Source organism: Clostridioides sp. ZZV14-6345 (assembly GCF_020657775.1).
In the GTDB taxonomy this organism is placed as follows: domain Bacteria; phylum Bacillota; class Clostridia; order Peptostreptococcales; family Peptostreptococcaceae; genus Clostridioides; species Clostridioides difficile_D.
This window is the reverse complement of record NZ_JAGWCX010000019.1, coordinates 1-16257: the sequence shown is the minus strand read 5'-3', so window position 1 is coordinate 16257 and position 16257 is coordinate 1. Positions and strand designations below refer to the sequence as shown.

Annotated in this window: 13 protein-coding genes; 3 read left to right on the top strand and 10 right to left on the bottom strand. The window is 26.5% G+C overall.

What is annotated here, in order from left to right; translation table 11 throughout:
* Window positions 1-247 precede the first annotated feature (247 nt).
* Complete coding sequence (locus tag KGF39_RS07060) at window positions 248-1684, top strand: trypsin-like peptidase domain-containing protein (protein WP_227821741.1); 1437 nt, start codon at window positions 248-250, stop codon at window positions 1682-1684.
* Window positions 1685-1775: 91 nt separating this feature from the next.
* Here KGF39_RS07060 and asnB read toward each other — a convergent pair whose 3' ends face one another.
* Entirely contained in the window at window positions 1776-3593 is a 1818-nt protein-coding gene (gene asnB / locus KGF39_RS07055; RefSeq protein ID WP_227821740.1) for an asparagine synthase (glutamine-hydrolyzing), read from the bottom strand.
* Between the two features lie 238 nt (window positions 3594-3831).
* On the opposite strand from asnB, the gene KGF39_RS07050 reads away from it, so the two are divergent.
* Together KGF39_RS07050 and KGF39_RS07045 are read left to right on the top strand one after the other, a co-directional pair.
* A complete protein-coding gene (locus KGF39_RS07050; RefSeq protein ID WP_054273630.1) occupies window positions 3832-4536 on the top strand; it encodes a superoxide dismutase in 705 nt (234 codons plus the stop codon).
* Between the two features lie 112 nt (window positions 4537-4648).
* Window positions 4649-5185 (top strand): metal-dependent hydrolase, encoded by a 537-nt coding sequence (locus KGF39_RS07045; protein ID WP_227821739.1) that lies wholly within the window; start codon window positions 4649-4651, stop codon window positions 5183-5185.
* Between the two features lie 169 nt (window positions 5186-5354).
* On the opposite strand, the gene KGF39_RS07040 is transcribed toward KGF39_RS07045, so the two are convergent.
* The 9 genes from KGF39_RS07040 to KGF39_RS07000 form a co-directional block, all read right to left on the bottom strand.
* On the bottom strand, window positions 5355-5975 hold the full coding sequence (locus KGF39_RS07040; protein ID WP_227821738.1) for a VTT domain-containing protein: 621 nt from the start codon (window positions 5973-5975) through the stop codon (window positions 5355-5357).
* Window positions 5976-6185: 210 nt separating this feature from the next.
* Window positions 6186-8717, bottom strand: coding sequence for an FAD-dependent oxidoreductase (locus KGF39_RS07035; RefSeq protein ID WP_227821737.1), 2532 nt, complete (start codon window positions 8715-8717; stop codon window positions 6186-6188).
* Between the two features lie 107 nt (window positions 8718-8824).
* Complete coding sequence (locus tag KGF39_RS07030) at window positions 8825-9442, bottom strand: PepSY domain-containing protein (protein ID WP_227821736.1); 618 nt, start codon at window positions 9440-9442, stop codon at window positions 8825-8827.
* 369 nt (window positions 9443-9811) lie between these two features.
* Window positions 9812-10696 (bottom strand): mechanosensitive ion channel domain-containing protein, encoded by an 885-nt coding sequence (locus KGF39_RS07025; RefSeq protein WP_227821735.1) that lies wholly within the window; start codon window positions 10694-10696, stop codon window positions 9812-9814.
* A gap of 187 nt (window positions 10697-10883) precedes the next feature.
* A complete protein-coding gene (locus KGF39_RS07020) occupies window positions 10884-12134 on the bottom strand; it encodes an MFS transporter (protein WP_227821734.1) in 1251 nt (416 codons plus the stop codon).
* A gap of 221 nt (window positions 12135-12355) precedes the next feature.
* Window positions 12356-13114 (bottom strand): ABC transporter permease, encoded by a 759-nt coding sequence (locus tag KGF39_RS07015; protein ID WP_227821733.1) that lies wholly within the window; start codon window positions 13112-13114, stop codon window positions 12356-12358.
* On the bottom strand, window positions 13108-13833 hold the full coding sequence (locus KGF39_RS07010; protein ID WP_227821732.1) for an ABC transporter ATP-binding protein: 726 nt from the start codon (window positions 13831-13833) through the stop codon (window positions 13108-13110). The genes KGF39_RS07015 and KGF39_RS07010 overlap by 7 nt, the downstream gene beginning before the upstream one ends.
* A gap of 1 nt (window position 13834) precedes the next feature.
* Entirely contained in the window at window positions 13835-14203 is a 369-nt protein-coding gene (locus tag KGF39_RS07005) for a GntR family transcriptional regulator (RefSeq protein WP_107595370.1), read from the bottom strand.
* Window positions 14204-14377: 174 nt separating this feature from the next.
* On the bottom strand, window positions 14378-15922 hold the full coding sequence (locus KGF39_RS07000; protein WP_227821731.1) for a bifunctional diguanylate cyclase/phosphodiesterase: 1545 nt from the start codon (window positions 15920-15922) through the stop codon (window positions 14378-14380).
* Window positions 15923-16257 lie beyond the last annotated feature (335 nt).

Below are 16257 nucleotides of genomic sequence, written 5' to 3'. Positions count from 1 at the left end.
TATTCATTTGTGAAGAAAACTTGCTTGATATCTTTAAAATATAATTAAAAATATGTTTATATTTTTTACTTTTTACATAGATTTTACATACTTTATTAAATGTGTAAAAGCTATGTTTAATATGTAATTATATATCATTTATATGAACAAGTACACATTTTATTTTGAAACTACAAAATTATTGTACTATATTGTTTTAAGTTGTTTTATAATAGATTATATCATCTTATTTTATAGGAGAAAAAATATGCTTTGTACTATTAAACCATTAAAAATTTTAATAAAAAAGTCAAATGAACCTCTAATTGAATTCATGTCTAATACTAGCTATACAAATAAAAGTTCTTCATATATTAAAGAAGTCTATTTTACACGATATATAGGTGTTGACGATTCAATTGATGAGTACATAGAAAAAATTAAAAATATAGATACTTATTTTTTTAATAATCCTACAATTCCCTATATTAGACTTAGCAACTTAAACATAAATTTTGACAAAACACAAACAGATAATATGCTTAAAATTTTTAAGATTTATGATAGAACTAAATTTAATAGTTGGGATTTATATAATATTGACTTTCCATGTAAGATAGAAAATGATACTTTAGATTGGACTAAAAAGATTGCATTTAAAAATACACTAGATTTATTTTCCACAAGTGTGACAAATTCAACACCTTCTATTGTCAAAAACTTTGCAGTTAAACTTTTGTGCTGGATAGAATACTTTCTACCTAAATTATTTTATAATAAAGTAAAAACTAATATTTCACCAAAAATAGTGTACTTTGGAAATATCAAGAGACAAGAACTTTTTTTCTTATATTTTTTATCACAGCTTGGGTGTGATATTTTATATATAAATCCACATAAGGATATTCTTGATTTATATCCTGAATGTTCAAAATTTTCTACTCTATTTGAACTTTCTAGGAAGAATTCAAATATGTTAGAGATACCTTTTGAAAGACCTATTACAAATATAAATTATGATAAAAACACCAATAAAACTTACACCTCTACAGATAGGCCTAACTCCGAAAACACACTTATTAACATAAATCTGATATCTAAAAAGCCTATACAGGGTAAAGAAGCAGAACTTTCCTATGAAGAACTTGCAAAGTTATCAGCTTCTGTTGTTATGATTGTTGTGTGCAATAGTGAAGATAAGCCATTTAAGAGTGGTTCTGGAGTAGTAATAAATAATGAAGGTTATATACTTACAAATCTTCATGTAGTTAATGATGGTTATTCATTTTTAGTTAGATTTGAAAATGATGATAAAGTTTATACATCTTATCAAATCATAAAATACCATTCAGATTATGATTTAGCTGTGATAAAAGTTGATAGAAAATGCAAGCCAATCCCTGTTAAAGTCAGTAAAAAACCTGTAAGAGGTCAAAAAATAGTTGCAATTGGAAGCCCTTTAGGTCTTTTTAATACAGTTTCAGATGGAATTATCTCAGCTTTTCGTGATTTTGAAACAGTTCAAATGATACAATTTACAGCTCCAATCTCTAGTGGTAGTTCTGGAGGAGCTCTTTTAGATATGTTTGGAAACTTACTAGGATTGATTTCTGCTGGGTATGATGATGGACAAAACTTAAATTTAGCAGTAGAAAGTAATCTTGTCAAAATGTTTGCCAATAATTTTATTGAAATAGTAAACTGAATAAGCAAAGTCTTCCCTGCCCTACTCTATAATAATCAAGAGGACGAAAACACTGTATGTTTTCGCCCTCTATCTAATATTAAGAGCAAGATTAATACTCGATATTTTTATGCTCAATAAATAATTGGTGCCATAGACAAAATGTAAATATAGTCCATATTTTTCTTGAATTATCTCTATGACCCTTAAGATGCATATCTAAAAGTTTTATTATATATTTTTTGTCTATAAATTCATCTACATTTGAATTAGAAATAGTTTCCTTTACAATATCTCCTAAAGAATCTTTTAACCAAACTCTTATTGGTGTTGGAAACCCTAATTTTTTTCTTTGAATGACGTGTTCTGGAACTATATCCCTAAATGACCCTCTAAGTAAAATTTTTGTATTATTCTTAGTTGTTTTTTGCTCCGTTCTCAAATTTTTTGCGACATCAAATACATCTTTATACAAAAATGGAACCCTAACTTCAAGTTGCTCAGATGTAGAAAGTTTACTCACTTTTTGAAGTATATCACCCTGAAGCCACGTGTTTATATCTATGTGTTGCATTTTACTTATATAATCATAATTATTTTTTTGTGCTTCTCTATACAAATTAGACAACAAATATTCATATATATACTTCTCTTTATACTTAAAAAAGAATCTTTTTACTTCGCTATTTTCAAAAATCTTTGCATTTCCTATATATCTTTTTTCTAATGGCGTTGTAGCTCTATAAAGATAATTTTTTCCTTTGATGTTTGGCATAAATTCTGAAACTCTTCCTAACATACCTTTAATATAAGTGGGTGAGTTTACAACTGATTTCATACTATTATATTCCTTATATATATTATATCCTCCAAATAATTCATCTGCACCTTCTCCAGACAGAGCTACTTTAACATGTTTGCTGGCTTCTTTAATTAATAAATAAAGACCTACTTCTGAAGGGTCTGCTACGGGGTCATCCAAGGAATAAATTACATTTGGTAATGCTTTTATATATTCATCTTGAGTTATATTAATCTGTATATTTTCTATACCTAACTTATCAGCTGTTTTCTTTGCTACTTCCAACTCACTATATCCCTTAACATTAAAACCTGCAGAAAAAGATTTTATATTTGGATTAATTTGTGAAGCTACAGTGGTTATAATAGATGAATCTATTCCACCAGACAGAAATGTTCCAATTGCTTTGTTATCTTCCATATGATTTCTTATTGAATCTACTACCACATTTCTTACATCTTCCTCACTCACATCTCTATTGCCTAAGTGATTTTTATTATAAAAAAATTTAGTACTACTTCTAAATTCAAGTTTGTTATATTTCTTTAAAGATAGTATGCCATTTTCTACCCTAAAATAGTGACCTGCTGGTATCAGCCTTATTCCTTGTATCATAGTATCTTCAGGAAGTACATACTGAAATGAAAAATAACTTTGTAAACTTCTTTCATTTATATTTAAATTTTTCATATATTCAAGTATAAACTTATACTCTGAAGAAAAAATTATTGCTTTTTCCTTATTTATATAATAAAGTGGTTTTATCCCAAATAAGTCTCTTGCTCCAAATATACTTTCATTTTCTCTATCATAGATTATAAAGTTAAACATTCCCTTAATCTTATGTACACAATTTTTACCAAATTCTATATAAGATGCTAATAAGATTTCAATATCATCATCTGTAGTAAAATTGTGTCCTTTTTTAATTAATTCTTCTTTTATTTCATGACAATTATATATATTTCCATTAAAAACAATAACTTTTCCATCTTTTTCAAACGGTTTATTTCCATAAATAACATTGATTACATTAAATCTCTCAAAATTAAAAGTCTTTTCCTCATCTTTAGACTCTATCCTACTAGAAATTCTTGTATTATTTATATTATTTACGGATTCTTTCATTTTAAATTTAATATTTTCTTTTTTAGATATATCTCCTTTATAATAAATTGAAATATTGCCATCCATATCATCAAAATTCCTTCCTGACTTTTGGTCTTATTCTATATTTCATAGTTTTGTCTTTGACTTCAAAACTTATTCAATTTAAAACTAAATTACTATTAAATTTTTATAAATTATCTGTTAATCTTTCATATTTTTTTTATTTCTAGAAATACTATATTAGGAGGTGATTTTTATGAAGAAAAAAATGATAATACCAGTTATTATGTCTTTATTTATAATTTCACAGTGTATAACTTCATTTGCTTTTACACCCGAAAATAACAAATTTAAGGTTAAACCGTTACCTTATGCATATGATGCACTTGAACCTTATATAGATAAAGAAACTATGAAATTGCATCATGATAAACACTATCAAGCTTATGTTGATAAATTAAATGCTGCTCTTGAAAAATATCCTGAGCTTTATAATTACTCTTTATGTGAATTGTTGCAAAATTTAGACTCTTTGCCTAAAGATATTGCTACAACAGTAAGAAATAATGCAGGTGGTGCTTATAATCACAAATTCTTTTTTGATATAATGACTCCTGAAAAAACTATACCTTCTGAATCTTTAAAAGAAGCTATTGACAGAGATTTTGGTTCTTTTGAAAACTTTAAAAAAGAATTCCAAAAAGCTGCTTTAGATGTTTTTGGTTCTGGTTGGGCTTGGCTTGTAGCTACTAAAGATGGTAAATTATCTATTATGACTACTCCAAATCAAGATAGCCCTATAAGTAAAAACCTAACTCCTATAATAGGTCTTGATGTTTGGGAGCATGCTTACTATTTAAAGTATCAAAATAGAAGAAATGAATACATTGACAACTGGTTCAATGTAGTAAATTGGAATGGCGCTTTAGAAAATTATAAAAATTTAAAATCTCAAGATTAATTAAATATTAAAATCCTTTTGAAAAAAACTTATGTTTGCTATATAATATAATAAAAGATAGTCTAAATTTACCAGTATAATGTTTATAGTGACGATTCAGGAGGATTTTTATATGATAAAAGAAACACATGAAAGGGGAGGCTATATATTTGCACTTTTGATACTCCCCTTAATAAACAATATATATCTAGTTAAATATGATATTGCATATAAAATAGTATTGATTATAGTTTATATTTACTTTGCATATTTAGGTTCTTTGTTTCCAGATATAGATATGAGAGGTTCTTACATAAGTAAAAAATTTATATTAATCTACAAATTATTTGGAAACAAGTTTAGACATAGAGGATTTACTCATAGTCTAATTGCCTTATTACTTATTTATAGTTTTTTTAAATCTTTGACAATCTTCACTAGTAACAATATAGTTTTTTCATGTTTGTCCAGTGGATTTGTAATAGGATATCTATCTCACCTGTGTCTTGACCTTATTACTAAAGAAGGTATTGAACTGTTTTATCCCATTACCATAAACATTTCTTTACTCCCTATAAAAACTAACTCAAAAACAGAAAAATTCATATCTAAGCTATTAAACTTCATAGTTATTTTTTTGATTGGATATCAATTTTATATTTTATTATAGTCCTATAAATAACAAATAACAATATTTCAAACTAAGTACAAATAAGTTTTGTATATTTTACCTTACAGGAGTCATAAAAAATTTTATATCTTAATACACAAAAAAATAAAAAGTATCTTAGAATGATTGAGTACTAAATCATTCTAAGATACTTTTTATTTTGAACAAGTTAAATCTTTTTATTATCTCTGTCATTGTGATGTTTTTTATGATGAAAATCATAATTATGATTTTCAAGATTTTTATTTACTCTATTTCCAATCTTCCATGACAAAAACACCAATAATATAAATGATGCTATCTTTAAAGGACTTGTTATAAAGCCCTCTATATCACTTGCTACATAGCTTATCACTATAAACATTACAAATTTCCCTGCCAACATTGCTGGTACAAAATCTTTTACATCTTTTTTGCCAAAAGCTGATGCGATAGTAACTAAACAACCAGGCATAAATGGACAGGCATACGCTATAAATAATAACTTAAATCCCTGTTTATCCATCCAACTTATCGCTCTCTCAGTTTTACGATTTCTCAGCTTATTAAAAAGCTTGCTATCATTAAACCTACTTATTAATAAAAATAATGAAGTTGTCCCAAGACCTGAGCCAATCCAAGATAACAAACATCCAAGCAATAATCCTTGTATTGCAGCATTTGCTGTAACTATAGCCACAAGCGGTAGGGCTGGTATAAAACTTTCTATAAATGCACTTAACAAACCAATTATTGTGGCTAATGCCCAATAATTTTGAGTCAAATCAAGTAATTCTTGTATATACTGCATACTGCTTTTCCCCTTTTTTAACTTTAACTATTATTATATACTGCATGTTTTTATTATATACCAATCTAAAAAAATGAATCTAATATTAAAAAATAAACAATCTATATAAATTTACAGTTAATGTATAATTATTTTATTATATATTATAACAAAAAAGTCTTAAAATATGAATTGTCATATTTTAAGACTTTTTGTTCTGGTATATTTAAATTATAGTATATCTGCCTTCATAATATCCTCAAAATCACCTTTTTCAGATATTAATCTTATCAATTTAACAGTACAACTTAAATCATTTATAAGTATAGCTCCTACTAATGAGCCTTCTTTCATGAATAATTTTTTATATATTCTTTTTCCTTCATCTTTTGATGAAATTTCTTTATCAAAATTTTGTATATTACCAATACTAAATACTTTTACATTCATTGCATCTAATGAAACTGGATATACATCACTTTCAAATGTCAAATTATCTCCACTTGCATTTGCTCCTGCTATTTTTCCCATTTCTACTGAAGATGGCCATATTGCTAAACTAGTATTTTCCACTTGTGCAACATCTCCACAAGCATATATATCTTTAATAGTTGTCTGTAATGTCTTATCTACAACAATACCTCTGTCAACTTTTACAGATGTATCTTGAACCATTTGAGTGTTTGCTCTTACACCAATTGAAAATACTACCATATCACAATCGATACTATCTCCGTCTTTAAATATAACTTTTTGAGCTTTTCCATCACCTTCAATACCATCAACTGCTACACCTAGTCTTACATCTATTCCTGTATCTCTTACACATTGTTCTAATATTTTACTGCCTTCTTTATCAAGCTGTTTTGATAATATACTATCCATTGCTTCAACTACTACTACTTCTAAACCTTTCAATCTAAATTCCCATGCAGCTTCAAGTCCTAATAAACCTCCACCAATTACTACAACTTTCTTAGATTTTTCTAGTGCTTCCTTCACACTATATAAATCTTTTATATTTCTAAGAGTAAACACATTTTCTAAATCATGACCTTTAATTGGTGGTATAAAGTTTCTACTTCCTGTAGCTATTACAAGCTTATCAAATTTAATAGCTCCATCATTCACTATAATAGTTTTATTTACTTCATCTAATTTATCTACATTTGTTCCTAATATCACTACTATATTGTTTTCGTCATACCAAGCTTTATCTTCCATATAGAAATCTGAACCAAGTTCTTCATTTATACCATCAGAAAGTGCAGGTCTATAGTAAGTTAACTCTTCTTCATTAGAAATCATAGTTATCTTACAAGTTTTATTTCTTTTTCTTATGGCATCTGCTGCATAAAAACCAGCTGCTCCATTTCCTACTATCACAAAGTATTCATCAGTATCTTTTCTAAAAGTAACTTCATCTTCTTCAATTTCTATAAATTGGTCTTCCTTAGCTCCACACACAGGGCATACACTAGGAGCACTATCCCCTTCAAATACTTCATTACAAATTACACACTTAAATTTCTTAGTCTTCTTTTTACTTCCAAAAGTAGAATTTAACTTATCTAAAAATTTACCTGTATAAGAATGTAATTTATCAATCTCTTCACTTGATGGTTTAAAGTTAACAGCAAAAGGTTTTACCGCTGTCATTCTAAGCTGATTTATTCTCTCCATAGCATTTTCGATACCTTCTCCACTCCATCCATATGAGCCAAATACTGAAGCAACTTTTCCACCATGAAGAACTGGATTTAAGGACACTAATATATCCCAAATAGGCTTTAATGCATCTCCTAATATTGTTGGTGTTCCAAATAATACACCTTGTGATACTGCTATTTTTGCTAGAATCTCTTCTTGCTTATGCTCGATTACATCAAATAAATTTACTTTATAATTGCTATTTTTTTCAATATATGATTTTATAGCTTCTGCCATAATCTTTGTATATCCATGTGCAGAAACATAACAAATTGTAACTTCTTTTTCTAACTTTATTTGTTCATTTACACTCCAATTATAATAAAGGTCTATAATTTTTTTAGGATTTTCAGTTAATACTGGACCATGACCTGGACATACAGTATCTATATCTAAATCTTTTATCTTTTCTATAGCAGTTACCATAGATGGTTTGAATGGTCCCATTATACAATCATAATAGTATCTCAAAGCATCTAAGTAATCCTTTTCTTCATTTTCATCAAGTGTATTTACTATCTTATCATTACTATAATGACTACCAAATGAATCACATGTTACAAGGGTTTTATCCTCTTTTATATATGTGTATATAGTATCTGGCCAATGAAGCATAGGTACAGAGAAAAATTCTAAAGTTTTACCTCCAAGTGATAATGTATCTCCATCTGTAACTGCAACATATTCAAAGTCTTTGTTTACGATTTCCTTAAGATATTTAATTGCAGTTTCTGAAGCTACTACTTTTGCATTTTTAGCTAAATCCAAAAGCTTTTCAACACTTCCTGCATGGTCTGGTTCAGTATGACTTATAACAATATAGTCTATTTTTTCAAAATCTATATTTAAACCATTTAATCTTTCAATATAATTGTCAAAATGCTTATCTTTAACTGTTTCAAATAAAACTGTTTTTTCTGTCCCTTTTAATACATATGAATTATAAGTAGTTCCATAAGGTGTATACATAATTATGTCAAATACTCTTAAATCAGGGTCAAGCGAACCTACCCAATATAAATTTTCTTTTATTTTTAGTGATTTCAATGACATACCGTACTCCTCCTAAAATAGTTATTTAATCTTTTTATACCCTGCTTGTTATATTTTAAACAAATTTTATTCAAAAAAGAAATTATTTTAAAAGTAATCTAAAACTTCTAATCTTCTTTTTCTACCTCTAATATAGTTCCATTTTTAGAATCTACCTTTATGTCATATTCATTTTTATCTTTATCTATTCTTACTTTATAAAAAGTAACATCTAAATCTTTATCTAAACTCCATTCTTTCACTATTCCATTTTGTTCTTTTAATGCAATTTCCATAGCTTGTTGAGGTGTTATTATGTCATTTAAATCTAATTTTTCTTTTCTAGCAACTCCATTTAAATCTTCTGAATCCAATTTTTCTGTTTTATCTTGCAGTACATCTTTTGTATTAGCGTCTATTTTCATCTTATATTCATTATTATCGTCTACACCTTCAACAGTATAAACAAATTTATTTAAATCTCTTTCAAGACTTAAATCTACTATGTCAGCATCCTTATATTTATCTTTAAATATGTTTATTGCATCTGTGTACGGTACTTTAAAATCTTGTTCCATTAAATTTTCATTATTTTTTTCATCTTTTAAAGCACTATTTGAAGCATTTGTCTCTTTCTTTGTATTATCTTGTGATTGTCCTGAATCTGTATTTGGACTCCCACTACATGCAGTTAATAAACCTGCTATAAGTATACCTACCACTAATAAATACGTTTTTTTACACATAAAAATCCTCCTTAAATAATTAATTTATTCTATATTATGCCCTCTAAACCCTTTATTTACCCTTTTATATTAAAAATTCCTCCTATTTTAGTAATTTTAAAACTTTAAAATTTATATTTATTAAAATCAAAGTTACGTAAAAAATGCTACTGTCTCAAAATAGAGATAAGCCTCTTTTTCATTGTTGAAATAATAAAAATATATTTGATTTCATGCAAAAAGAGTGCCTCATGAACTAAAAAGTTCATTTTGAGGCACTCCCATTTTTTTATATTTTTACTTATAAAATAACAATACTTATTAATTTTTTATAAATTCTATAAATATATCTATATGATATTCTTCAATTTAAACACCATAATTAAATAATTAAATTCGCTTTAATTCTTTTAATGTTAAATCCATTTTAGGATAAGGAATTGTAATTTCTTCTTCATCAAATCTAACTTTAACTTCTTCTAGTAAATCAAGATAAATTGTCCAATAATCTTCTGTCTTACACCAAACTCTAACTGCAAATTTAATAGCATTATCTCCATGTTCTACTATCCCTATAAATGGTTCTGGTTCATTTATTATTAATTTATGATTATTAACAATCTCTTTAAGAACTCTTCTAACATGCAATATATCATCTTCATATCCTACACTAAAGGTTAAATCAACTCGTCTAGTATTCTTTGATGAATAGTTTATTAGACTATCATTTGATACAGAACCATTAGGTATAAGTATCTGCTTATTATCTGGAGTAACCAATTGTGTATAAAAAAGTCCTATTTGTTCAACTGTTCCTCCATGGCCTGCTGCTTCTATGTAATCTCCTACTTTAAAAGGTCTAATCAAAAGTATAATAAATCCTCCAGCAAAATTTGATAAACTACCTTGTAATGCTAAACCTACTGCTACCCCTGCTGATGCTATCACTGCAGCAAAACTAGATAAACTCATTCCCCAATATTCTAGAACAATTATTATGACAGCAACTTTAAGTACACTCAAAAGAAGAGATTTCAAAAACTTTCTTAAAGTCAAATCAATGTCTTTTTTCCCAAGCAATAACATAACATGGTTTACAAATTTTTTTATTATTTTAAATCCAATAGAAAGTATAAGTACACCTATTATAAGCTTTACTCCACTTGTAGTGGCCCATTCTAATAGGCTTTCCATTATACCTCCCATATCCATCTTATTAATATCTAGATTATTTAAATCTAACTTGCTTATATCATCTATTTTTGTCGTGTCCATAAAAAGCTCCTTACATTATATTTTAGAACCAATATTATAGTTTAAAGTTCTTATTTTCTATTTAATATAATACAATACCATTTAAACATAGTAAACAAGATTTATATTCCAATTATACATCTAAAATAAATATACGCTCTTTGTTATATGCAAAATATAATGCTAAATTAAACTAATTAATAAAATACTATAGAGTCTTGAAATCGTCATTTTTTACTCCTATACGGGATGACACTATAGTTATAATACTTAGTACTATAAATACTACAAAGCCTCTTTTATATCCATCAACTATATTGTATGAATTTACTTGTAAAGAGATGGCTATAATCAAATTAATAATGCCACTTCCTATAAATTCAAAAGTATTAATAACACTAGTTGCCAGTCCAGAATAAATTTCTTTATTTTTATACTTCGCATCGTTAAAAACCTGTAGATGTGACATAACTATACATCCCATAATAAAAAATGATATTGGTAAAACCACAATTGGTGGTTTTACTTGGTATACAACTACAATTACAAGCCATATAAACAAATCTATTATTGCTCCATATTTTATTATATTAAACTTACTAGACCTTATTTTAGCAAATACAAAATCCATAATTATTGAACCAAATATAAATCCATATGTAAAAAATGATACTATAAATGCAGAAAAACTCTTACTCACTCCATAAACATCCATTATATATCTTACTCCCCATAGACTTGTAAATGCACTTGTCAGACTTACAAAAGAGAACATTATCATTGAGTTATACCACGTTGATTTATTCTTTATAACAGACTTGATTCCATCAATAACATTAATCTTTTCTGACTCTTTATAAGAATCTATATCTACATTAAATCCATACTCTCTTGGTGTATCTCTAACAATAATATACATAAAACATCCAATTACAACACCAATTATACCTATTAATAAAAATGAATTTCTCCAACCAACAAGTTCAGACAGAAACACAAGTGGAAAAGTTGCAAGAACTCCTCCTAAATTCCCTACAAATGAAAATTTAGCTGTTGCAGAAGCAAATTCTGATTTATTAAACCATCTCCCTTGAATTTTTAAAATACAAAGTAATATTACTGATGTTCCTGCCCCTACAATTATACGAGAAATATATGCTAATTCTATATTTTGAATCAATCCAAATAAAATTGTTCCTAAACTTGCCATTATTATTCCAAGACTACTAATCTTTCTTGGTCCATATTTATCAATTAAAATTCCTGCAGGTATTTGCATAAATGCATATGCATATAGGCAAAAGGATGCTATATTTGAAATTTGTATAGAATTAAAATCTAATTCATTTGCTAAATTATCTGAAACAACAGCTGTTGACATCCTTAAAAATAAGACTAAAACAAATGAAAATGTAACTATACCCCAAACACTCCACTTAGCCTTTGTATAACTTTTCATATTTTCTCCCTCAAATCTATATATCTTTAAATTTTTTTGATATTACTCACATCAAGTATACAATTATTTACTTCAAATTTAACATACAATCTCATTATACAATATATGTACATATTTAACTAGAAATAAAGATTTATTCATATTTTATATATGAATTAACTATATAAATAATAAGAGCCATCTTTTAATATTACTCAAAAGATGGCTCCCTATAAAAATATTTATTCTAAATTTAATTTTTTATCTAATATAAATTTTGTAGCGAAAAATAGTATTACCACAACTGCAATACTACCAAGTATTGCAAGCATAAAATGAGGACTTTGATAAATATGATATGTCGTATTTTCATTTGGCAAAGCTCTTGCAACTACATCTCTAATAGTTGATATTACTATATTTATAGCTATAAAAGAAGCAAATGCAACTATATTTCTATGCTTATTAAATTTTGGCAATTGTCCCATTGAAAGTGATGTATATAATAACAAAATAAATGATAAATATGAAATAAACATTGCTACTACTAATAATAAAATATCTAAAAAGTTTTCAGAAATCAATTTAAAACCAGTATTAAACAACTCTAAAATTTCAGGTAAGAGAATTCCAGAAGCACTAGAAAGCATAAGTACTCCAAAAGTGAATACTACAACTATAAAACTAAGCACAGCATATATAAGTGCTGTTATGCATTTAGACAATATAAGTGAACTAGTGCTAACAGGAAGAGTGAACATTAAATAACCTTCATCCCCCAAAAGATTTTTTCTAAACCTTTGAATTGTAACTACAACAGTTAAAACTCCTAATGCCATAAAAAGACTTGTTAATATCAGTATTCCTATTCCTTGTATCTGAAATATATTTGTATTTATAAATATTCCATTAAATACAGCTACTATCAATATGGCTATATATAATGGTATGAATGTTCTTCCACTTGCTTTTAACTCATATTTTAATAATTTACCTAACATTTGAATTCCTCCCTAAATAATGCATCTATAGATTTCCCTTTTTCTTCTCTTATTGCTTCAACATCTCCTTGTAATACTATCTCTCCTTTTGATATGAATATTACCTCGTCACATATATTTTCTATTTCACTGATTAAGTGAGTAGCAATCAGTAAAGTACTATCTTCAGAATAATTTTTTAATATAGTCTTAAGTATATATGACCTTGCAGCTGGGTCAACACCTCCAATAGGTTCATCCAATATATATATGCTTGCATTTCTTGACATTACTAAGATAAGTTGAACTTTTTCTTTAGTTCCTTTAGACATTGTCTTTAACCTTTCATTTACATTAATATCTAAACTCTTAATCATCTCATTTGCTCTTCTAACATCAAAATCACTATAAAAATCATAGAAAAACTTAAGTAAATCTGATACCTTCATCCAATCATTTAAATAAGTTCTTTCTGGTAAATATGAAACTATTTTTTTAGTTTCTATTGATGGTTTCATTCCATTTATCATAATTTCACCATTATCAGGCTGTAATAATCCATTCATTAACTTAATCATTGTACTTTTGCCACTTCCATTAGGTCCTAACAATCCAACTATTTTGCCCTTTGGTATCTTCAACTCGATATTCTTCAAAACATTCTTAGTTCCATAGCCTTTATTTACACTTTTAAATTCAACTATTCCATCTTGAGAAATATTATTTATATTTTTATCCATCTTATAATTCCCCTTTCAGATTTTCTGTAATAAGTTTTAGCATTTCATCTTTATCATATCCAAGCTTTTCTAGAGTTTCCTTTAATGTATTTATCTCCACATTAGCTATTTCCTCTTTCATTGCTTTTATTTTTTCATTGTCATCTGTTACAAATCTTCCTTTAGTTCTCTGACTATAAACTAAGCCTTGTCTTTCAAGTTCTGTTAGAGCTTTTTGCATTGTATTTGGATTGACTTCTGCATCTTCTGCAAGTGCTCTCACTGTTTCTAGTTTAGAACCTACTTTAATTTCTCCTGAAATTATTTTTAGTTTTAAATGTTCTACTAATTGTATATATATAGGTTTATTATTATCAAGTTCCCACTCCATGTTCATACCTCCTTATTATATTATTGTATTAATAACTTAATACAATAATATAATAATACAGTTTATATGTCAACTACTTTTGAGCAAATTTATAAAAAAGCTCATAAAAAAATGAACACTATACTAGAGTTCATTTTTTATGCAATTTATTAAATTTTTTATAAGATAAATTAACTATTCTTTTGTTGAACTGGACACAATCAATTTTTCAAATTCTTCAATTGGCATTGGTTTTCCAAACAAATATCCCTGTGCCATATCACATTTTACTTCCTTTAGAAGTTCAAATTGTTCTTCTGTCTCAACCCCTTCTGATATTACTTTCATACCTAACTCTTTTGCCATTTCTACTACTTTAGTAACAATTATTTTACTTCTATTACTATTATAAGTTTCCATAATAAATTTTTGGTCAAGCTTTAAAATATCCATAGGAATTTCTTTTAGCATATTTAATGATGAGTATCCTGAACCAAAATCATCCATAGATATTAAAAATCCTATTTCTTTTAAATTATTCATTATATCAATTAAAATATCAAAATTATCAAATATAATATTCTCTGTTAATTCAAGCTCTATATACTTTGCGGGTATTTCATATTTATCAATTATATTTTTATATGTTTCTATGAAATTATTACAATATAAATGTATTCTTGAAACATTAACTGAAATGGTCACTGGATTTATGCCTGTATTAATCCATCTTCTAAGCTGCATACATACTTCTTCAAGCACATATAAATCTAAATTTATGACAAAACCGTTTTTTTCAAAAAATGGGATAAATTCATTTGGAGGTATTAATCCTTTATCAGGACTTTTCCATCGAACAAGTGCTTCTGAGCCTTGTATCTCTCCTGTATTAAGTTCTATCTTAGGTTGCAAGTATACAATGAATTCTTTATTTTCTAAACTTGAAAACATTGTGTTTTCCATCTCTTTTTCTTTTATCTCTTGGTCATGAATCTTATTATCATAAAATGCATAGGAACTTTTATGTCCTCCTTTTGCCATTTTATGAGCTATATTAGCTCTATCTATTATCGAGTTGACATCTCTATCTTCTGGAAGTATAAAATAGATTCCACAGCTTAAAACAAGCTTATATTTTTCCTCTTGGCTATTATTAAATAAATCTAATTCTTTAAATATAATCTCTAACCTATTTGTTATATCTTCTTCTTCTATGTATTTCATAATTACAGTAAAATTATCAGCTGATATTCTCGCAAACATTTCTTCTTCAAATGTATTATTCTTAATAATCTTCGTTAAATTCCGTAAAATTTCATTTCCAACTTCATATCCAAATAAGTCATTTATATATTTAAATTTGTCAATATCTATATACAGTAAAGCATATTTTGCTTGAGTATTTTTACATAATATTTTGTTAGTATCAATCAAAAATTTATCTATATTATTTGCTCCTGTAAGACTATCCGTATATGCTGTCTTTTGCAATTTAATTCTAAAATTTAATTTGTCATATATTATATATACGATAAGTATTATACATACTATAGTCATAGTAAATATTATCTGTAACGCATATTTGCTAATAAAATGATTATTAAATATAATAGATTCAAAGTTATTTATAGAGTTGTTTTTATAAAGTTCGTGTAAAGAATAGACTGGTGTTGTATATATAATTTGTAAAATTATACAAATAAATAAAAAAAACATTAATTTTTTTTGTAAATTCCTCATAAAAGTTTCCTCCCATTAAAACACCTCTATTTAATTATAATTTATTAGCAAACAAGTATATCTTAAAAGTTTCCATTTCTTGTAAAATGGATAATTTTGAAAAGAAAATAATAAAATTATAATATAAAAATAAAAATTTTCAGATAATTTAAAGAAAAATAAGCATTTTTTATAAATAATTATATACCAAAATAATCCAATTTATTTTCTATTATACCGATATGAAATGTATAAATCAATAGAAAAGACAACTAATATGCTACATCCTATAATTATAGTAGCAGAAAATTTTACAAAATTAAAATAAATATAAATTATCCATTTTACAAGAAATG